At 66.3% G+C, this 19,120-nt stretch carries 18 protein-coding genes; 11 read left to right on the top strand and 7 right to left on the bottom strand.

Annotation, left to right across the window (positions count from 1 at the left end; genetic code table 11):
- Positions 1 to 102: 102 nt before the first annotated feature.
- The 9 genes from HPY67_08585 to HPY67_08545 all read left to right on the top strand — a co-directional run bounded on the left by HPY67_08585 (position 103) and on the right by HPY67_08545 (position 10,204).
- Positions 103 to 1,854, top strand: a complete 1,752-nt coding sequence (locus HPY67_08585) for a Na+:solute symporter (GenBank protein ID NPV04774.1) — start codon at positions 103 to 105, stop codon at positions 1,852 to 1,854.
- Positions 1,855 to 1,879: 25 nt separating this feature from the next.
- A complete protein-coding gene (locus tag HPY67_08580; GenBank protein NPV04773.1) occupies positions 1,880 to 2,596 on the top strand; it encodes a PIG-L family deacetylase in 717 nt (238 codons plus the stop codon).
- A gap of 218 nt (positions 2,597 to 2,814) precedes the next feature.
- A complete protein-coding gene (locus HPY67_08575; GenBank protein ID NPV04772.1) occupies positions 2,815 to 4,014 on the top strand; it encodes an alpha/beta fold hydrolase in 1,200 nt (399 codons plus the stop codon).
- Entirely contained in the window at positions 4,011 to 5,312 is a 1,302-nt protein-coding gene (locus HPY67_08570; protein NPV04771.1) for a glycerate kinase, read from the top strand. Before HPY67_08575 ends, HPY67_08570 begins: the two co-directional genes overlap by 4 nt.
- Before the next feature lie 195 nt (positions 5,313 to 5,507).
- Positions 5,508 to 6,248, top strand: a complete 741-nt coding sequence (locus tag HPY67_08565; GenBank protein NPV04770.1) for a GntR family transcriptional regulator — start codon at positions 5,508 to 5,510, stop codon at positions 6,246 to 6,248.
- Positions 6,249 to 6,256: 8 nt separating this feature from the next.
- A complete protein-coding gene (locus HPY67_08560; GenBank protein ID NPV04769.1) occupies positions 6,257 to 7,102 on the top strand; it encodes a transketolase in 846 nt (281 codons plus the stop codon).
- Positions 7,099 to 8,055, top strand: coding sequence for a transketolase family protein (locus HPY67_08555; protein ID NPV04768.1), 957 nt, complete (start codon positions 7,099 to 7,101; stop codon positions 8,053 to 8,055). The genes HPY67_08560 and HPY67_08555 overlap by 4 nt, the downstream gene beginning before the upstream one ends.
- Position 8,056: 1 nt before the next feature.
- Positions 8,057 to 9,022: a sugar phosphate isomerase/epimerase gene (locus tag HPY67_08550; protein NPV04767.1), complete on the top strand. Its 966-nt coding sequence runs from the start codon at positions 8,057 to 8,059 to the stop codon at positions 9,020 to 9,022.
- 207 nt (positions 9,023 to 9,229) lie between these two features.
- Positions 9,230 to 10,204 carry a D-glycerate dehydrogenase gene (locus tag HPY67_08545; protein ID NPV04766.1) on the top strand — a complete coding sequence of 325 codons (975 nt, stop codon included), beginning with the start codon at positions 9,230 to 9,232 and terminating at the stop codon, positions 10,202 to 10,204.
- A 106-nt stretch (positions 10,205 to 10,310) separates the two neighbouring features.
- On the opposite strand, the gene HPY67_08540 is transcribed toward HPY67_08545, so the two are convergent.
- From HPY67_08540 to HPY67_08510, 7 genes are all read right to left on the bottom strand, one after another.
- Positions 10,311 to 11,831: a tripartite tricarboxylate transporter permease gene (locus tag HPY67_08540; GenBank protein ID NPV04765.1), complete on the bottom strand. Its 1,521-nt coding sequence runs from the start codon at positions 11,829 to 11,831 to the stop codon at positions 10,311 to 10,313.
- Positions 11,832 to 11,841: 10 nt separating this feature from the next.
- Positions 11,842 to 12,612 carry a hypothetical protein gene (locus tag HPY67_08535; GenBank protein NPV04764.1) on the bottom strand — a complete coding sequence of 257 codons (771 nt, stop codon included), beginning with the start codon at positions 12,610 to 12,612 and terminating at the stop codon, positions 11,842 to 11,844.
- Positions 12,613 to 12,766: 154 nt separating this feature from the next.
- A complete protein-coding gene (locus HPY67_08530) occupies positions 12,767 to 13,774 on the bottom strand; it encodes a tripartite tricarboxylate transporter substrate binding protein (protein ID NPV04763.1) in 1,008 nt (335 codons plus the stop codon).
- A 239-nt stretch (positions 13,775 to 14,013) separates the two neighbouring features.
- Positions 14,014 to 14,676 (bottom strand): M48 family metallopeptidase, encoded by a 663-nt coding sequence (locus HPY67_08525; protein ID NPV04762.1) that lies wholly within the window; start codon positions 14,674 to 14,676, stop codon positions 14,014 to 14,016.
- 132 nt (positions 14,677 to 14,808) lie between these two features.
- Positions 14,809 to 15,786 (bottom strand): transglycosylase SLT domain-containing protein, encoded by a 978-nt coding sequence (locus tag HPY67_08520; protein NPV04761.1) that lies wholly within the window; start codon positions 15,784 to 15,786, stop codon positions 14,809 to 14,811.
- A gap of 232 nt (positions 15,787 to 16,018) precedes the next feature.
- A complete protein-coding gene (locus HPY67_08515) occupies positions 16,019 to 16,411 on the bottom strand; it encodes a RidA family protein (GenBank protein NPV04760.1) in 393 nt (130 codons plus the stop codon).
- 53 nt (positions 16,412 to 16,464) lie between these two features.
- Positions 16,465 to 16,944 (bottom strand): transcriptional regulator, encoded by a 480-nt coding sequence (locus HPY67_08510; GenBank protein NPV04759.1) that lies wholly within the window; start codon positions 16,942 to 16,944, stop codon positions 16,465 to 16,467.
- 247 nt (positions 16,945 to 17,191) lie between these two features.
- Here HPY67_08510 and HPY67_08505 point away from each other — a divergent pair, with 247 nt between their 5' ends.
- Both HPY67_08505 and HPY67_08500 read left to right on the top strand, forming a co-directional pair.
- On the top strand, positions 17,192 to 17,449 hold the full coding sequence (locus HPY67_08505; protein NPV04758.1) for a hypothetical protein: 258 nt from the start codon (positions 17,192 to 17,194) through the stop codon (positions 17,447 to 17,449).
- A 63-nt stretch (positions 17,450 to 17,512) separates the two neighbouring features.
- On the top strand, positions 17,513 to 18,901 hold the full coding sequence (locus tag HPY67_08500; GenBank protein NPV04757.1) for a hypothetical protein: 1,389 nt from the start codon (positions 17,513 to 17,515) through the stop codon (positions 18,899 to 18,901).
- The last annotated feature ends 219 nt before the right edge of the window (positions 18,902 to 19,120 follow it).

Genomic DNA, 19,120 nt, shown 5'->3' with positions numbered 1-19,120 from the left:
TTTGGAGGAACCTGCGGCGCATGGCCTGCCCTCGGGCCCGCCGAACTTCACAACTTCATAGCTTCACAACTTCCTATCTGACACCTCCGGAGACTGATCCCCATGCTGCAGACGATCGACTGGGTCATCATCGGTCTGTATTTCCTCCTGAGCGCCGGCATCGGCGTCTACTACACACGCCGGGCCGGCTCGAGCGTGCGGGAGTTCTTCCTGTCGGGACGGAACCTCCCGTGGTGGCTTGCCGGCACCTCCATGGTCGCCACGACCTTCGCGGCCGACACGCCGCTCGCGGTGACGGAACTGGTGGCGCAGCACGGCATCGCCGGCAACTGGCTCTGGTGGAACTTCGTCTTCGGCGGCGTGCTCACCGTCTTTTTCTTCGCCCGCCTGTGGCGCCGGGCGGGCATCCTCACCGACGTCGAGTTCGTCGAGCTCCGCTACGCGGGCCGGCCCGCTGCATTCCTGCGCGGCTTCCGCGCCCTGTACCTGGGGCTCTTCATCAACACGGTCATCATCGGCTGGGTCAACCTGGCCATGGCGTCCGTCCTCGAGGGCATGTTCGACATCCCCCGCGGCACGGTCGTGGTTTACGTGGCCCTGGCCCTGGCGCTCACGGCCCTCTACGCGGCCCTCTCGGGTCTCTGGGGCGTGGCCGTCACCGACGCCTTCCAGTTCGTGCTGGCCATGGCCGGGACGGTCGTCCTGGCCGTCGTGGTCCTCGACCTTCCCCAGATCGGGGGACTCGCGGGGCTCGTGCAGAAACTTCCGTCCTGGTCGCTGGAGATGGTCCCCGCGATATCCGGCGGCCCCGCGGGCGACGGGTCGGGAACCCTGACCCTGGGCGCCGCGGCCTTTTTCGCCTTCATCGGGATCCAGTGGTGGGCCTGCTGGTACCCGGGCGCGGAGCCGGGCGGCGGCGGGTACGTCGCCCAGCGCATGATGTCCGCGAAGGACGAGCGGCACGCGCAGGCCGCCACCCTGTGGTTCACGATCGCCCACTACTGCGTGAGGCCCTGGCCCTGGATCCTCGTCGGTCTTGCGACGCTCATCCTCTACCCCGACCTGGGCGCTGCGGACAAGAGGCTGGGATACGTCTACGCGATGCGCGATCATCTGCCGGCGGGCATCAAGGGGATGCTCGTGGCGGCCTTCTTCGCCGCCTACATGTCCACCATCGCCACCCAGCTCAACTGGGGCGCCTCCTACATCGTCAACGATTTCTACCGCCGCTTCGTCCGGCCCGACGCGCCGGAGCGGCACCTCGTCGCCGTCTCGCGGGCTGCCACGCTGGCGATGATGGCCCTGTCGCTCGGCGTCACCTTCGTCATGGACACGATCTCCGGCGCCTGGGCCTTCCTCATCGAGGCCGGCGCCGGCCTGGGCCTCGTCCTGATCCTGCGGTGGTACTGGTGGCGGATCAACGCCTGGAGCGAGATCGCGGCCATGGTGGCGCCCCTTGCCGTCTGCGGCTGGCTGCGACTCGCCACGCAGCTCCGTTTTCCCGAGACCCTCTATCCCATCGTGGCGTGCACGACCGCCGCGTGGCTCCTGGTGACGTACCTGACGAGGCCCGCCGATGCGGAAACACTCGGCCGCTTCTACCGCCGCGTGCATCCCGGGGGGCCCGGCTGGGCCGCTGTCGCCCGGTCCATGCCCGACGTGCGGGGGGACCGGGGCTACGGCAGGCTCCTGCGGGACTGGCTCTGCGGGGTGATCCTCGTCTATGCCGTCCTCTTCGGCGTGGGAAAGATCCTTCTTCTGCAGCCGCTCGAGGGGACGGCCTTTCTTGCCGCAGCGGCCGCGGCGGCGTGGGTCATCCGGCGGGACACGGAAAAACAGGGGACAGGGGACTGAGAATCGGCTATCGTACGGGGGAAGCATGAAGACGGATCAGAAACGGGCGATGGCGTTCGGGACGCATCCCGACGACATCGAGATCGGCTGCGGCGGCACGGTGGCGCTGCTGGCGCGCCGGGGCTTCGGGATCACCCACGTCGTGCTCACCTCCGGCGAGGCGGGCAGCGACCGGGTGCCCCCCTGGGAGATGGGGCCCGCGCGGGAGAAGGAGGCCCTCGAGGCGGCAAAGGTCCTCGGCTCGGCCGGCGTGGAATTCCTGCGATACCCCGACGGACTGACCGGGTTCACCCGCGAGATGAAGGTCGACATCATCCGACTCGTCCGGCGGCTTCGCCCGCACGTCGTCTTCGTCCACGAGCGCAACGAGACGTCCCTGGGTCACCGGGTGGCAAGCGAGCTCGTGCTCGAGTCCCTCCAGGCGGGCTCCGGCCCCTGGTTCCAGGAGGCTGGCGGCGAGCCCTGGTCGCCCGAGCTGATCCTCGGCTACGAGGTCTGGCACCCCCTGGGCCGCTGGGAGCTGGCCGTCGACATCTCGGAGACGCTGGAGACGAAGATCCGGGCCCTCGCGTGCCACCGCTCGCAGACGGCCGCCGTCCGCTACGACGAGGCGGTCAGGGGCCTTGCCCGCTGGAGGGGCGTGATGAGCCTTGCGGGCGGCGACGCGGAGGTGTTCGAGGTGATCAAGGCGTCGCAGGGCGCTTTTCATTGTTTCTCTCTAACCACAGATCGACAGGACTAAGGAGGCGCTCGACAGGAATTCTGGACGCAAAGTCAGACGCGTTTTGGGTAACCGCTCTTCGCGAAGCGGAACGGCCGCAGCGCAAACTGTTTGAGCCCGAAGGGCGAGTTTTTGCGTCTGCAGTGCAGCGAGCGTTAGAGCGGTCCAAAACCGTCTATTTGCGGTAAGAGTTTCGATCGAGTGCCTGTGGAATCCCATCCCATGAACAGGCGCAGACCATGAACCCAAACGATCAAAACCGCCGGCCCGTCACCGCCCTCTGCGGGGTGGAGGGCCTGGCGCATCTCAAGCGCTATTACGAAATCCCCGGTTTCCGGATCGGCGGCGCCTACGACCTCGACGACCCGGAGTCGTGGGCGTCGGGCGGCGCGGGCGGCGTGACCCTCGAGTCCCTGGGCGCCGGGCCCCTGCGCACGGCCTGCATCACCGTCGGGACCCCGCACCGTGACGCCGACGGCCGCATCGACAATGCGGTCCTCTTCAGCCCCTTCTACTCGGGCGACGCGTGCCTGATGTATTTCTACTGGCACAGCGGCCAGGGCGGAAACGACTTCTGCGAGGGACCCGCCGTGGGCCCCGGGGAGCTGATCGACACGGACCGCCACTACGTCATCTTCGCCGACGCCCTCGGCCTCTGGGGCGCGAGCAAGCCGAGCGACGGCCTCGGCCTGCGGTTCCCGCCCTACAGCCTGTTCGACTGCGTCCAGGCCAACTACCGCATGCTGCGGGACCACCTGCAGGTGAGCCGCGTGAAGCTGGCCACGGGGGCCTCCATGGGCGCCATCCAGAGCTACCTCTGGGCCCTCATGCACCCGGGCTTCGTCGATGCGATCATGCCCATGGGCGGCGTGACGGAGACGGACGCCCACCTGCGCTGGCTCTTCCGGCTCATGTCGGCGGCCATCGAGAGCGACCCGGCGTGGAGGGAGACGGGCGGCGCCTACTACCATCTGCCGAAGGAAAAGCATCCGTACCGGGGCGTCATGTTCGGCTGGTCCATCCTGTTCCACTCGGCCATGAGCTTCGACCACCGGATCGATACCGGCTGGGAGGTGGTCCAGCAGGAGGTCTTCTCCTGGGAGATGCGCGGCAGGGAGGGGGCCCTTCTCATCCCCTACGGCCGCAATTACGACGCCGTCGACCTCCTGTACCGCAACCGGGCGGGCGAAGGCCTCAACGTCACGGACCGGCTGCACCGCATCCGGGCGAAAACGCTCATCCTGCACGTGGCCAACGACCACTGGGTCCGGCTGGGCATGGCCCGCAGGGCCCGGGAGCGCATCCCCGGTGCTCAGCTGTGCGCCTTCGAGCACCCGCTGGGCCACTACGCCCTGTTCAGGGCCCCGAGCGTCTTCCGCGACACGATCCGCCCGTTCCTGGAAGAGACGGCGACGGCCGGGGAGGAAAAACGGACATGAACCAGGACGCCATCGATATTTTCCGGGAGGCCCTCCGCGCCGTCGACCCCGGAGCGGCCGTCGCCGCGCATGCGGGACGGCTCCGCACGATCTGCCGCGACGAGGGTCTGAAGGACATCGTCGTCGTCGGCCTCGGCAAGGCCGCCTGCCCCATGACCCGAGCCCTGCTCGACGAGCTTGGGGAAACCGTCCGGCGGGGCGTCGTCGTGACCAAGTACGGCCACTGCGGGGACGGGCCTCCCGCGGGGGCCGTCGAGGTGATCGAGGCGGGACACCCCGTGCCCGACGAACGAGGCGTGGCAGGCACCGTGAAGGCCGTCGATCTCGTCCGCGGGGCCGGCCGCGAGACCCTCGTCGTCTGCCTGATCTCGGGGGGAGGGTCGGCCCTCTTCGTCGCCCCGGCACAGGGCCTCTCGCTCGACGACAAGCAGACGGTGACCCGCATCCTCCTGCAGGGCGGCGCCGACATCATGGCGCTCAACACGGTGCGCAAGCACCTCTCCCGCGTCAAGGCCGGGAGGCTCGCCGAGGCGGCCCGGCCGGCCCGGGTGGTGTCGCTCATCCTCTCCGACGTGATCGGCGACCCCGTCGATTTCATCGCCTCCGGCCCGACGGCGCCCGACACGACGACCTGGGCCGAGGCGCTCGACATCGTGACCCGTTACGACCGGGCCGGCGAGATGCCGCAGCGAGTCCTTCGCATCCTCCGGGACGGCGCGGCGGGGAAGATTCCCGACACCCCGAAACCGGGTGACCCCCTGTTCGACCGCGTGGAGAACATCATCATCGGCAGCAACCGCATCGCCGCGGAGGCCGCCCGCCGGAAGGCCCTGGCGCTGGGGTACGAGACGGTCGTTCTCACCACGGAGCTGCAGGGGGAGGCGCGCGAGGCCGCCCGGCGGCTCTACCGGCAGGTCCTGGAGTCGCAGTCCTGCCTCGCCTCGGGGCGCAGAAGGGTCTGCCTCATTGCCGGGGGCGAGACCACGGTGACGGTCCGGGGCAAGGGTCTCGGGGGCCGCAACACGGAGATGGCCCTGGCCTTCGCCCTCTGCATCGAGGGGGCGCCGGGCATCACGTTCCTCTCGGCGGGCACTGACGGAACCGACGGCCCCACGGACGCCGCGGGCGCCGTCGTGGACGGGCAGACGGTCCCGGGGGCCCGCTCGCTCGGCCTCGACCCGCAGGCCTTCCTCGACGACAACGACTCCTACCGCTTCTTCGAGCAGGCCGGTGGCCTCTTCAAGACGGGCCCGACGGGCACCAACGTGATGGACCTCCAGATCATCCTGGTCGAGTGAACCGTCCGGACCCCGTTCCACGCGGTCCCGACATCCCGAAATTCCCGTGCGTGACGCGGCGAACGCGCTTCCCAACGTCCTCCGCGCCCTGCGGCAGGCCGGACAGTTTTCCCTTGACAAGACGCATGGGGGACATGTTATCTGTTTTGCATACAATATTCAATTCAGACCCGCTTGCGTTACGGGGGAGAGACCATGAGAAAACTGGGGACGCGGCACGAGAACCTCGACTTCAAGGTATACCGCGAGCTCAAGGCGATGATCGTCGACCGCCGGCTCAAGCCCGGGGACAAGATCCTCCAGGAGAAGATCGCCCGCGAATTCGGCGTGAGCCGCACCCCCCTGATGTGCGCCCTCAAGAAGCTCGAGCAGGAGAAACTCGTCCAGGCCGTCCCGCGCAGGGGCTTTTTCGTCCGCCGCTTCACCAAGGAGGAAGTCCTCGAGGCCTTCGAACTGCGCGAAATCCTCGAGGGCCTCGCGGCCCGGCGCGCGGCCGATGTCATCACGCCGGCGCAGGCCGAAAAGCTCCGCGGCTTCTTCCGCGACGCCGATCTCTCAGACAGCCCGCAGGGCATCAAGCGCTACGCCGAGGAAGACCGGCGCTTTCACCAGTTTCTCATCGAGCTGGGGGGGTTCGGCCTGCTCAACGACATCCTCGAGAACTACAACATCATCACCGTGAGCTACCGCATCGACGTCATGGAGGGTCTCGTCCGGCATCCGCGGGAGACGCTGCCCGAGCACCATGCCCTCATCGAGGCCATCGCGTCGGGCCGCCCGGAGCAGGCGGAAAAGCTGGCGCGCCAGCATTTCAACCGCTCGAGGCAGCAGCTCCTGAAGGAGATGCGGCAGGAAACCGCGATACGGGCCCTCGGCGGGCGGCCGGCGCGGGCGGCCTCCGGGGCGGCGACGACGAAGGCGGGAGATCACCCGTGACGGCAGACATGGACCATCGGAAGCGCACCCTCGACGGGCGGGCGGCCTTTCTCGCCGAAAAGGCCCGGGAAGTCCGCTCCCGCATCCTCGACATGATCTACAAGGCCAAGTCCGGTCACCCCGGCGGGGCCCTCTCGGCCGCCGACATCGTGACGGCCCTCTACTTCGACATCCTGCGGATCGACCCGGGCAACCCGCGATGGCCCGACCGGGACCGTTTTCTCCTGTCGAAGGGGCACGCCTGTCCCGTCCTCTACGCCTGCCTCGCCATGCGGGGCTACTTCGGGCTCGAGCACCTGGACACCCTGCGGCAGTTCGAGAGCATCCTCCAGGGACACCCGATCCGGAAAACCCCCGGCGTCGACATGACCACGGGGTCCCTCGGGCACGGGCTCAGCATCGGCCTCGGGATGGCCCTCGAGGGGCAGCTTCGCAACGGGGACTACCACGTCTTCGTGCTGCTGGGCGACGGCGAAATCAACGAGGGGCTCGTCTGGGAGGCCGCCATGGCGGCCGTGAAGTACAAGATGGACCGCCTGATCGCCATCGTCGACCGCAACCGCCTGCAGATGGACGGCTGCTGCGACGAGATCATGCCCATGGGCGACATCGCGGCGAAGTTCAAGGCCTTCGGCTGGAAGACATTCGAAATCGACGGCCACGACATGGCCCAGATTCTCCGGACCGTCGAAAGGGCCCGCAGGGTCCGCGGCAGGCCCACCTGCATCGTCGCCAACACGGTGAAGGGCAAGGGGGTGAGCTACATGGAGGACCGCTTCGAGTGGCACGGCAAGTGCCCGAACGCCGACGAGCTCGCCTGCGCCATGCGGGAGATCTGGGGGGAGGATTCATGAGACCCGACGCCCTGACACCGGCCGCCGTGCCCACCCGCCGGGCCTTCTCCGAGAGAATGGCCGAGTACGGCGCCATCGACGGCGACTTCGTCGTCTTCGAGGCCGACATCGGCTACTCGACGTTCTCCCACCTCTTCGGCGACCGCTACCCGCGGCGCTACTTCAACATGGGCATCGCCGAGGGCAACATGGTGAGCGCCGCGGCGGGCATGGCCGCCGACGGCCGCACCGTCGTCGCCTCGAGCTACGGCGTGTTCATCACGATGCGGGCCCTGGAATCGGTGCGGACCTTCGTCTGCTACCCCGGCCTCGACGTCAAGTTCCTCTCCTCGCACGGCGGGTTCACCCCGGCCATCGACGGGGTGACGCACCAGGCCACGGAAGACATCGCCAACATGACGACGCTGCCCAACATGAAGGTCCTCGTGCCCGCCGACACGTGGGCGGCGAAGAAGCTCTTCGATGTCGCCATGCAGACGCCCGGCCCCGTCTTCGTCCGGCTCATGCGCGACCCGATCCTCGACCTCTACGAGGAAAGCGATGTGTTCCGGATGGGCGGAAGCCACGTGGTCATCGAGGGATCGGACGTCACGATCGCAACCTACGGCGACATCGTCTTCGAGGCGATCGGGGCCTCGGCCATCCTCGCCAAGGAGGGCATCCGCGCCGAGGTGATCGACCTGTACTCGGTGAAGCCCTTCGACGCGGACACCCTGGTGAAGTCCCTCGACAAGACGGGCGCCCTCGTGGTCGCCGAGAACCACCAGAAGCGAAACGGCCTGGGCTACGAGCTGTCGAACTTCTGCCTCAAGCGCAAGGTGGTGCCCTTCGAGAACCTCGGCCTGGAAGACACCTTCGCCGAGAGCGGGAGCTACGCAAAGCTCCTCGAAAAATACGGGCTGTCGAGGGGACACATCGCCGCGGCGGCAAGGCGCCTGCTGGGGAGGGCATGAGATGGTCAAGATGGCGGTCATCACAGGCTTTCTCGGCCAGACGAAAGACCGGTTTCACCACTACAACGAGCCGAAGACCCTGGAGCAGAAATTCGCGCTCCTCTCCACCATCAGGGGCTACGACGGCGTCGAGATCGTCTACCCCTACGAGGCGAGCGACGCGGCCGCCACGCGTGCGCTGCTGAAGAAATACCGGCTGAAGGTCGCGGCGGTGAACGTGAACGTCAAGGCCGAGCCGGAGTTCCTCAACGGCGGCCTCACCTCGACGAAGAAGGCGGTGCGCGACAAGGCGGTCCGGTTCATCCGGGAGTCCAAGGACTTCGCCGCGGCGATCGGCGCCGACAAGGTGACCTGCTGCCCCCTGGGCGACGGCTTCGAGTTCGCCTTCCAGTGCGACTACCGGAAGATGTGGGGATACCTGGTCGACGCCTTCGGCGAGTGCGGCGCCCACCGCCCGGAGATCCCCCTCTATGTCGAGTACAAGCCGAGCGAGACGCGCGGGAAGTGCTTCATCGACTCGGCGGCCAAGACGCTGTGCCTGCTGCACGACATCGGCCTCGAGAGCATGGGGGTCACCCTCGATTTCGGCCATGCCCTCTACGGCGGGGAGCAGCCCGCCGAGGCCGCGGCCCTCGTGGCGTCGAGCCCCTACCGGCTCTACGTGCACATCAACGACAACGACGGCCGCTGGGACTGGGACTATTTCTGCGGCACGAGGCATTTCCTGGAGTACGTCGAGTTCCTGTACTGGCTCAGGAGGATCGGCTACGCGGACTACCTGACCTCCGACACGTCCCCCACGCGCTGGGACATCCGGGGGACCTTCGAGGCCAACAGCCGGATCACGAACCGCATCTGGTCGCTGCTCGACCGCATCGACGACAGGGCCTTCTCGAGGCTCATCGCGGGCGGCGACTATCTGAAGACCTGGCGGTTCATCGAGAGGGAGATTCTCTCCCTAAAATAGCGTCTCGACAACACTGTGGAAAAGAAACGGCATGCAAGGCAACGCCGGGTAATCACGAAGTAAGGAAGTTACGAAGCGAAGAAGCTCGGGAAAGCCATGACGTTCGGATACCTCATGAGCAACTCCACGTTTCACAACTTCTAAGCTTCACAACTTCTCTTCACCGCGGCGGCTCCGCCCGCCGCAGCCTCGCAGAAGGAGGAACCCATGGCCAAGTTCAACGTCTACGTCACGCGCCTGATCCCCGTGGAGGGCCTGACCCTCCTGCGGGAGGTCTGCAACGTGGAGATCAACCCCGAGGACCGCCCCCTCACCCGCGAGGAGCTTCTGCGGAACGTCAAGGGCCGCGACGGCGTGATCACCCTGCTGACAGACCGCATCGACGGGGAGGTCATGGACGCCGCGAAGGGGATCAAGGGCTTCGCCAACTACGCGGTCGGGTTCGACAACCTGGACGTCAAGGCCGCCACGGAGCGGAAGATCCCGCTGTCGAACACGCCCGGCGTGCTCACGCTCGCCACGGCGGAGATGGCCTGGGCGCTGCTGTTCGCCGTCGCCCGGCGGCTCATCGAGTCGGAAAAGGTCATGCGCTCGGGCACATGGCCCGGCTGGGGCCCCATGCAGTTCATCGGCGGCGACGTCACGGGGAAGACCCTCGGCATCGTCGGGGCGGGGAGGATCGGCACGGCCATGGCCCTCATGTCGAAGGGCTTCGCCATGAGGGTCCTCTACACCGACGAGGTTGCCAACCCCGTACTCGAAAAGGAATTGGGTGCACAAAAGGTCCCCTTCGAGGAGCTGCTGCGGGAATCGGATTTCGTGAGCGTCCACGTGCCCCTGATGCCCTCCACGCGGCACCTCTTCAACGCGAGGACCCTCGCCATGATGAAGCCTACGGCCTACCTGATCAACACGTCCCGCGGGGCCGTCATCAACGAGGCCGAGCTCGTGGAGGCGCTTCGCCGAAACGTCATCGCCGGGGCCGCCCTCGACGTCTACGAGTTCGAGCCGAAGATGGTGCCCGGCCTGGCGGAGCTCACGAACGTGGTCCTTGCCCCCCACACCGCCTCGGCCACGCGGTCGTCGCGCTCGGGCATGTCCGTCAAGGCTGCAACCAACCTGCTGGCGATGCTGAGAGGCGAGCGGCCCCCCGACTGCCTCAACCCCGAGATCTACGGCTGACGGGCCGACAAGGTAGCGCGAAAAAGAGGGCTTCCCGCCTCGGGCAGCCCTCTTCGTTTTCCCACCCGCCTTGCGAAGGGCCGCCGTCCCCCTGCCCCCGAAACCCCTACATGCCGGGGTTCTTCGCCCGGAGCCGCCCCTTGAGCCATCGGAAGAGACCCATCTGGCTCAGAATGGTCAGCAGGATGACCGTGAGCAGGATCAGGCAGACGGGCCGGGTGAACATGGGCAGAAAGCTGCCGTGCGAGATCATGAGCGCCCGCCGCAGGTTCTCGTCGGCCATGGGCCCGAGGATGTAGCCGATGACGAGCGGCGCGATGGGGTATTTCATCTCCGTCATGAAGTAGGCGACGATCCCGACGGGGAGCATGACGTAGAGGTTGAAGAGGTTGAGGCCGAGGCCGTAGGAGCCGATGATGCACAGCACGGCCACGACGGGCATGAAGACCTGCGGGGGGAAGCGCAGCACCTTGACCACCTGGCGGGCCAGGACGATCCCGATGACCCACATGGCGATGGAAGCCAGGAACAGGATGGCCGTCACCTGCAGGATGAAATTCGGGTGCTCGATGGAGAGCATGGGACCGGGGGTGACCCCGTGGAGCATGAGGGCCCCCAGCAGCATCGCCGCCGGCGGGCTGCCCGGGATCCCGAGGCTCAGCAGGGGGATGATGGCCCCGCCGATGCAGGAGTTGTTGGCCGTCTCCGTGGCGATCACGCCCTCGTAGACGCCGGTGCCGAATTTCCCGGGCTCCTTCGAGGCGTTCTTCGCCGCCCCGTAGGCCATCCACGCCGCCACGTCCTCGCCGATGCCGGGCACGGCCCCGATGCCCACGCCGATGAGGGCCGACCGGATGATGTTGCCCGTGTTCCTCGCCATCAGCCCGAAGGACGGCATGACCCGGGTCATCTGCCGGGCCTCGCCGGCGCGGAAGGTCCCGCCGAGCACCTGGATGATCTGGGGGATCCCGAAGGCGCCGATGATGACGGCGACCACGTCGAGCCCGCTCTCGAGCTGCGGGAAGCCGAAGGTGAACCGGGGGAAGGCCTGGAGGGGGTCGCGGCCCATGCAGGCCAGGAAGAGGCCGAGAAACCCGGAGATCCAACCCTTGATGGCGAGATCGGGGCTGGCCAGCGTCCCGCTGATGATGATCCCGAAGAAGGCCAGCAGGAAGAATTCGAAGGAGGTGAACTGCAGGGCGAAGGCCGACACGATGGGCGTCATGGTGACCATGAAGAGCATCCCGATCAGGGTGCCGATGCAGGAGGCCGTCGTCGTGGCGCCGATCGCCCGCCCGGCCTCCCCCTTGCAGGCAAGCGGGTAGCCCTCCAGGGCCGTGGCCGCCGCCGCAGGCGTGCCGGGGATGTTGATCAGGATCGAGGCGTAGGAGCCCCCGTAGACGCCGCCCACGTAGATCCCGAGCAGGGCCACCATGGCCGGGGCGGGCCCCATGCCGTAGGTGAGCGTCGTCAGCAGCGCGATGCCCAGCGTGGCCGTCAGGCCCGGCAGGGCCCCGAAGATGATCCCGAGGAGCGTCGCGCCGAAGAGAAGAAGCAGGTTCGCCGGCTGGGTGCCCATGCCGACGAGAATCGCGAAGAACGTGTCCAGCCTCTCGATGCCGATCATCCGGTGCCTCTCAGAACAGGCCGAAATAGACTGCATCCAACACGGCCACCACGAGACCCTCCCTGGGCAGCGGGACCAGGAGGAAGTACTTGAACATCCCCCCGATCAGAAGGGGGGCCGCGACGGCCATCGACAGGGCAAGCCGGAGTTTTCTCGTCCGCTCCCCGCTGCCGCGGGCTTGGCCCCATGCGCAGGCGGCCACGGCGGCCGTGAACAGGAGGGCCAGCCAGTCCGGCGCATGGGGCAGGCCGCCGCCGATCCGGCCGTCGAGCCCCAGGGCGAAGACGGCGATGAGCAGGGCGGAACCCGCGACATAGAACGCGAAGATCCGCCGTTGGGCCTGCGCCTCGTCCAGGTAAAAGACGGGGATGATGACGGCGAGAAAGAGGGTGCTGTTCAGGAAGAAGTCGATGCGGGACATGTACAGGTAGATGTAGAAGACGAGGATGACGACGACGGCCAGGAACCGGAAGACCGGCTCCGGGATGTCCCGTATTTCCGCCAGGGCGCTTACACGGGCGCGCGCGGCCTCGCGGATGGCGGCGCCGCCGAGATGCCTCGCGGCGATGCCGGTCAGGACGCAGCCGAACAGGAACAGCACGGACCCGATGAAGATCGGGAACAGCCCCGGCGAGACGTACCAGACGTTCATGACCCCGCCCCAGCTTCCCTTCATGGGCACCCGGGCAACCGTCTCGGTGACGACCCATGCCCCGAACAGCATCAGAACGATGCCGGAGGCGAAATCCTTTCTCCGCATCCGGTCTTTGTCGGTCGTCATAGGGTCGCCTCCTGCAGATGTGCGGCCGTCCTCGCGGCGGGCGGCACGCCGCGCTTCCCTTCGATCACGGGGCAAGGCTCCACCCCGCCCCTGCCCGTTACAAAAGGAAGGGAGTCCGGGCGGCCCGGGCTCCCTTCCCGCTGAACGCCCGTGGTCACGGCCTGGGGATGCCCAGCTTGGCCGGGTCGACCGTCGCGGCGTTGAGTTCCCACAGGGTCCAGGAGAAGAGCGACTCGAGGCGGTTGAACTCGTCCCTCGCCGCCTTGCCCGTCTTGCCGGACAGGACGTAGAAATTCTCCTTTGCCCACGTCTTGATCTTCTCGGACTGCATGGCCTTTTTGAAGGCCGCCTCGATGATCACCTTGCGATCCGCCGGCACGTCCGCCGCGACGGCGAAGCCGATGGCCTGGTAGATCGGCAGATGCTTGGAGAGCGCGGGGTAGGGCTTGAAGCCCGAGGGGATCGTCCCGAACCCGTCGATCGTGAAGGGCTCGGGGATCAGCATGGCCAACGGCCTGAGCTGCTTGGCGCGGATGAGCTGCTGCTGCTCCGCCACGGAGGTGACGACCACGTTGACCTCCCCCGTCATGGCCGCGGTCTGGCAGGGCGCCGACCCCTTGTAGGGGATGAACTGGAATTTCGCATCCGCGCCCTTCTCGAGCGCCAGCAGGTTGAGGTGATGGATGGAGCCGGCACCGCTGGCGCAGGCCTTGATCGTGCCGGGGCTCTTCCTGGCCGCCTCGACGAGTTCCTTGAGGTCCTTCCAGGGGGTCCCCGGGGTGACGGAAATCACGTCGGGCGAGCCGCCGACGATGAAGAAATCCCACACGTTCATCCGCTTGTCCCAGCCGCCCTGTACCGCCGCGGTGACGCAGGACTCGGAGACGCCGGCCAGCGTGTACCCGTCGTGGGGCTGCGCGAACGCGTAACTCATCCCGAGGGAGCCGGACACGCCTCCGGGCTTGTTGATCACGTTGATGTTGACGCCGAGAATCGGGGCCATCTCGGCCGAGATGACGCGGTTGCAGACGTCCGTCCCGCCGCCGGCGCCCCACACGACGACATTCGTGATGTCCCGCCGGGGGAAATCCCTCTTCTGCGCCATCGCAACGCCGCCCGTCACGAGGAGCAGAACCAGTGCCAGTGCCACGATCTTCTTCATGCCCTCTTCCTCCTTTCTCCTGCCGTGCATCTCCCGCTCGACCCTGTCTCCGGTTTGTCCGTCGAAGGCCGCCCGCCCCGCGGCGGGCGGCGCCTGCCGCCGCATGAATTGTATTTTGTATGCAAAACCACTTATCGCCATCGGCCACCGTTGTCAAGCAATTTCGGCCGGCCGCGGTCCCCCCCTTCCGCGGGGTTCGCCTGTCCCGGCGCATCCGACCCGCCGAAGGGGCCGCGGCTTCAAGCGTCGAAGAGGTGCTCGTGCTCCCGGAGCCAGCGCCGCCTCTCGCGGTGATCCGGGAGGATGCGGGCAACGCAGGCCCAGAAGCGCCGGGAGTGGTTCATCTCGGCGAGGTGTGCCAGCTCGTGGACGACGACGTAGTCGATGATGCCCGGCGGGGCCATGACGAGGCGCCACGAGAAATTCAGGGTCCCCGAGGCGCTGCAGGAGCCCCACCGCTCCTTCGCGTCGGTGATGCGCACCCCGCGCACCGCGAGCCCCATCCGCCGGGAGAGCTCGCCCACCCGTTCCTCGAGAACCTCCCGGGCCCTCGCCCGGTACCAGGTCCTGAACAGGACGTCCGCCCTGCGGGCCAGATCGGAACCCAGGAGAAACTCACCGTTTTCCCTTCGCAGGTACCCGCCGCCCCCGATGAACCGCAGTCGATGCGGCTCGCCCAGATAGTAGAAGGTCTCCCCCTGCACGAAGCGTCGGGGCCCCCGGCATCGCTCGCGCGCACCGGCCTGGGCGATCTTCCGGGCCGCCCAGTCGCGATGACGGTCCACGAAGGCGATCACCTCGCGGTGCGCAAGCCGAAGGGGCGCGCGGACGAGGACCTTCCCCTCCCTCGTGACCTCGATGGCGATCGTTTTCCTTCGCGAGCGGATGACGGTGTAGTCCATGGGTGCAACGCAGGGTACAGGGTTCAGGGTACAGGGTCCAGCGAAAAATCGAAAAAAAAGACCGGGGAACCGCTCCCCGGTCTTTTTCCTTGTCCTTGCCTGTGCCCTGAGCCGTCCTCGTGAAGCACGGCTTCACATTTTCTTCCTCGGACCGTTTTTCGGCGTTTCCTGCGCGAGGACTCTCTCGAAGTTCTCCCGGAAATCCTTCGCCGTCCCCCTGGGGACTTTCAGGCTGTAGCGGCCGGGAGGCAGGGACGAGTTGCGGATCTCGGGGTTGAGCTCGCGGATGGTCTTGTAGTTCGTCCCGCAGGCCCGGGCAATGACGTTGACGTGCACCTCGCGGTGGGAGTGCAGCTCGATGCGGTCCGTCTCGATGACGGGATAGACCCGGATTGCGGAGGTCCGGTAGCCGTAGCGCTCGGGGTTCGTCAGGATCACCTTCGCCGAGAGAATGCGGAAGATGTACCGCTCGGTCTCCAGGGGCAGGTCCAGGTCGTAGTAGCCTTCCGCCTGCTGCATCTCGAGGCTCTTCGCCACCCGGTCCTCGCCGCAGTTGTATGCCGCCAGGGCGAGCCCCCAGCTTCCGAACTGCCGGTAGAGAACCTCCAGGTAGTCGAGCGCCGCCTCGGTGGCCTTCTCGAAGTTGAGCCGCTCGTCGATCGCACCGTCCACGCGCAGCCCGTAGCGCTTGGCGGTTTTTTCCATGAACTGCCAGGGCCCCGTGGCCTTTGCCGACGAGACGGCATAGGTCCTCAAGGAGCTCTCGACGACAGCCACGTACTTGAGGTCGTCGGGCATCTTCCGCTCGCGCAGCCGCCGCTCGATGTGGGGGAAATACCGGTTGGCGCGCTTGATCCAGAGGATGACCTGATCGTGGTTGTAGACGGACAGGACGAAGGCCTGGTCCATCATCTCCCAGACGTCCTGCCTCTCGAGGGGGACCCTCTCCCCGCAGAGCAGAAGCGGCGAGGGGAACTCGTGGACGGGGACGGGCATGCTCGCCCGGGCAGGGGCCGCAGACAGGTGCTGGCCGAGGAACAACAGGCTGCCCGCCAGGAGGATGCTCCCAAGGGAAGAAAGAAACAGGCGGGTTGTCGCATTTCTCAGCAAGCGCAGACCCTCCGGGCTCAGGAGTCGGGGGCCTTGCCGATCCTGGGCCGCTTCACAACGCCATGGGACAAGACCTGTCCCGCTCAACGGACCGGTCAGCAACCGGCCAGGGCGAGACTGACCGACAGCAGGATCAGCCAGAGCAAGATACCGCGCACCATTGAACCCGTCTCCTCGCGGACATTCTCGACGGACACACCCTCACTTGGCAAGCAAAAAATGTTCCCTGCCCCTATTTTTCAATGATGGCAACGGCGTCGATCTCGATCAGCGCCTCCGGGTTCACCAGGGCCTTCACGACCACGCCCGTGGCGGCGGGATAGCCGTTTTTGAAATATTTTCTCCTGACGGCGGCCGTCTCGCGGTAGCGCTCGAGGCTCGTGATGTAGTCCGTGGTCTTCACGATGTCGTCGAAGGTGCCGCCCGCCGCCTCCAGGATCCTCCCCATCTGGCGGAAGATGACCTCGGCCTGCTCGACGATGTCGCCCCTGCCTGCAATCCTGCCCGTCTCGGGGTCGCGGGCGATCAGCCCGGAGATGAAGAGAAAGGGGCCCCTGCGGACCGCCGGGGAATACGTGGTGCGGCCTTCGAGATGCCAGGGGTCGATGACGTCGAACTTTCGCATGGGACTCCTCTCTTGCGCCCCGCATCGCCGGAAGCAGGCGGCCGCCCCGCCCGTCAGGTCTCCTTCTTCTTCGGCCCCCTGGGCTTTTCCGCCGGGGCCTTGGGAAACATGTCGAAGACGCCCAGGAAGGGATTGAAGGGGGGCGCCACCTGCGGGGCCTGCTGGGAGAGCTGCGCCCCGAGGTCCAGCCACTTGGCGAATTGCGCATCGACAGAGGTCTTGTAGGCCAGGTAGTTTCGGACGACCTGCTGCAGGTACTTCTCGAAGAACTCCGCCAGCACGGTCTCGCCGAACTGGATCATGAGGTGCAGCAGCGGGACGGGCAGCAGGAACTGCTTGCTCTTCGCCTCCTCCAGGATGATCTGCGTGAGGGTGAAGGCCGTCACGTCTTCCTTGGTCTGGGCGTCGATCACCTCGATCTGGCGGCCCTCCTTGATCATCTCCGCGAGCGAGGCCAGGGTCACGTAGGCGTTCCTCTCGGTGTCGTAGAGTCGCCGGTTGTTGTACTTCTTGATGACCACCCGATCGGCCATAGTCTCCATGTCCTCCCGCAATGCCGTAAAATGCGATGTAACGGTGCAACAAACAGGCGCAGCAGGGATGGGTCAACTGCCTTGTATCAGATAATTCGTTGAAAATCAAAAATTTAAAATGAGCCGGACCCAAATCACAGGTGTACGCCGATGTTGCACCGCAACACCGGACTTGACAAATTTCTGTGTACAGTTTACAACCGTCCCCCAAACAGCGATGATTCGCATAACCCTGGAGGCTCCCGACATGGAAAGAAACCCCGTAGCAAAGCAGACCCTGCAGTTCTATTACGCAGCCCTGACGCGGACGCTCGATGCGTCGCTTGCCGTCCAGTCGCAGTCGCAGAAAGCCCTGGAGATGCTGCTGGAAAGGTCCCCCGTCGTGCCCTACGAGGGCAGGCGGGCGATCGCCGACTGGTTCGAGGCCGTCCGCCAGCAGACGGCGGCCATGAAAGGCGTCGTTGACGAGGGGTTTCGGCCCTTCCGGGAATACTACGAGGAATAGACCCCTGCCGGTTCCCCCGAACCGGTGAGAAAGTAAGAATGTGAACCGAACCCAGGAGTGAACATGCCCAACTCCCTCAACACCCTCGCCCCCGCAGTCGCCGGGTCCCTGCGAACCGTCCGGTCGACGCTCGATCTGTCCGCCGAAATGGTCAGCCTCGGCAACCGATGGTCACTGCTCTGGCTCGACTCGCTCACCGCGGCAAGCAGCATCGGTCTCGAGATGTGGCGTTTTTTCATCACCGGCACGGTCGTGGAACAGCCCGCCGGTCTTTTGGCCGACAGCCTCGACGGCATGGAGCGGGAGATGGCCAAGGCGTTGGCGGACGTTCTCTCCATGCCCGCCCGCCGCTATGAACGGAAGCGACACGGCGAGGCCGAATTTCTGAAGCTCTTCTGCGAGGCGCCGCCCTGCCAGTGCTTCAGCGAATCGGGAACGGTGCTGCTCGACCTCCCGGGCATGCGGCTGATCGACGTCTCGAAAGAGCAGAGGCACGAAATCGGGAATTACACGGTCGTCTTCGCACCCCGGGCCGGTCACCACTCCAACATCGCCGAGCGTGTCGCGCTCTTCATGCGGGACGGCGGCCTGACGCGGATGGCGATCGTGGAGCAGAAATGCGCCCAGGAGATCCCCCTCTACGTGGAGGGAAAGAGGCATCACGAGGATTTCGAGGGCCAGGTGGAGCAGTACCGGGTCATCCTCGAGACCCTGAAGGAAAAGACGGGACACCCCGCGCACCTCGTGGCCGTCTGCCAGCCGGGACCGCTGCTGATGACGACCCTCATCCTCTTCCCGCATCTCGGGAAAACCTTCGGCTCGGCGGGTGCACCCATGAACACCGATGCCGAGAGAGGGTTCCTCTCCGATTTCGCGAGGGCGATGGGTGAACCCTACATCGACATCCTGACCACGGCCCTGGGCAGCCGTGTCCCGCCGGGTCTGCCCGGCGAGGGCCGCACGGTCTACGACGGCCGCCTGCAGGTGCTGGGGTTCTACATCCTGGGCATGCCGCAGCACTTCGAGAACCTGAAAAAGCTCCTCCGGGACCTCCGTGACGGCAATGAGGAAACGGCCAGCCGCCAGATGGCCTTCTACCAATGGTACAACTACAGCCACGACTTCCCGGCGAGCTTTCTCCGGGACACGTACAAAAAGGTCTTCGTCCGCAATGCGCTGATCCGCGGCACCCTCGACATCCGGGGACGGCGAATCGGCGTCAAGGACTACCCCCCGTCGGTGCCCATCTGGGCCCTGGGCGGCACGAAAGACAACATCGCCCCCTGCGGCCAGGCCGTGGGCCACGTGGATCACATCGAGGGGGTCGCCCCGTCGGACAGGCTCGTTCTTCGGTGCGACGCGGGCCACATGGGGCTTTTCCGCTCCCGCACGATTCTCGACCGTTACTACAGCCGGATCATCCGCTTCCTGCTCGAACGCAGCGACCGCTGAGGCCTTTTTTCCCGTTGCCAGGATACGATTCTTTCTAGTAGTATATTTCACAGGTTCATAGATGAGATGATGCACCGCACCTGCGTTCAGACCGATGCGTTGAGAATGCCCCCCGGCCGCCCCTCTCAACCGGGGCCGCCGCAAACGCGGCATCGCAGGCAGCGCGCGGCCGCGGAAGGCGGGGCAGTGCGGGCACCCTTGATGTTACGCTGCGACATG

Source organism: Syntrophaceae bacterium, assembly GCA_013177795.1.
Classification (GTDB): domain Bacteria; phylum Desulfobacterota; class Syntrophia; order Syntrophales; family UBA2192; genus UBA2192.
The sequence above is the reverse complement of the archived record's forward strand: the minus strand, read 5'-3'. Positions and strand labels throughout refer to the sequence as shown.

Excerpts from the sequence above, each read along its gene's own strand:
- HPY67_08585 (NPV04774.1), top strand. The coding sequence starts at position 103 with ATGCTGCAGACGATCGACTGGGTCATCATCGGTCTGTATTTCCTCCTG.
- HPY67_08580 (NPV04773.1), top strand. The coding sequence starts at position 1,880 with ATGAAGACGGATCAGAAACGGGCGATGGCGTTCGGGACGCATCCCGAC.
- HPY67_08575 (NPV04772.1), top strand. The coding sequence starts at position 2,815 with ATGAACCCAAACGATCAAAACCGCCGGCCCGTCACCGCCCTCTGCGGG.
- HPY67_08570 (NPV04771.1), top strand. The coding sequence starts at position 4,011 with ATGAACCAGGACGCCATCGATATTTTCCGGGAGGCCCTCCGCGCCGTC.
- HPY67_08565 (NPV04770.1), top strand. The coding sequence starts at position 5,508 with ATGAGAAAACTGGGGACGCGGCACGAGAACCTCGACTTCAAGGTATAC.
- HPY67_08560 (NPV04769.1), top strand. The coding sequence starts at position 6,257 with ATGGACCATCGGAAGCGCACCCTCGACGGGCGGGCGGCCTTTCTCGCC.
- HPY67_08555 (NPV04768.1), top strand. The coding sequence starts at position 7,099 with ATGAGACCCGACGCCCTGACACCGGCCGCCGTGCCCACCCGCCGGGCC.
- HPY67_08550 (NPV04767.1), top strand. The coding sequence starts at position 8,057 with ATGGTCAAGATGGCGGTCATCACAGGCTTTCTCGGCCAGACGAAAGAC.
- HPY67_08545 (NPV04766.1), top strand. The coding sequence starts at position 9,230 with ATGGCCAAGTTCAACGTCTACGTCACGCGCCTGATCCCCGTGGAGGGC.
- HPY67_08540 (NPV04765.1), bottom strand. The coding sequence starts at position 11,831 with ATGATCGGCATCGAGAGGCTGGACACGTTCTTCGCGATTCTCGTCGGC.
- HPY67_08535 (NPV04764.1), bottom strand. The coding sequence starts at position 12,612 with ATGACGACCGACAAAGACCGGATGCGGAGAAAGGATTTCGCCTCCGGC.
- HPY67_08530 (NPV04763.1), bottom strand. The coding sequence starts at position 13,774 with ATGAAGAAGATCGTGGCACTGGCACTGGTTCTGCTCCTCGTGACGGGC.
- HPY67_08525 (NPV04762.1), bottom strand. The coding sequence starts at position 14,676 with ATGGACTACACCGTCATCCGCTCGCGAAGGAAAACGATCGCCATCGAG.
- HPY67_08515 (NPV04760.1), bottom strand. The coding sequence starts at position 16,411 with ATGCGAAAGTTCGACGTCATCGACCCCTGGCATCTCGAAGGCCGCACC.
- HPY67_08510 (NPV04759.1), bottom strand. The coding sequence starts at position 16,944 with ATGGCCGATCGGGTGGTCATCAAGAAGTACAACAACCGGCGACTCTAC.
- HPY67_08505 (NPV04758.1), top strand. The coding sequence starts at position 17,192 with ATGGAAAGAAACCCCGTAGCAAAGCAGACCCTGCAGTTCTATTACGCA.
- HPY67_08500 (NPV04757.1), top strand. The coding sequence starts at position 17,513 with ATGCCCAACTCCCTCAACACCCTCGCCCCCGCAGTCGCCGGGTCCCTG.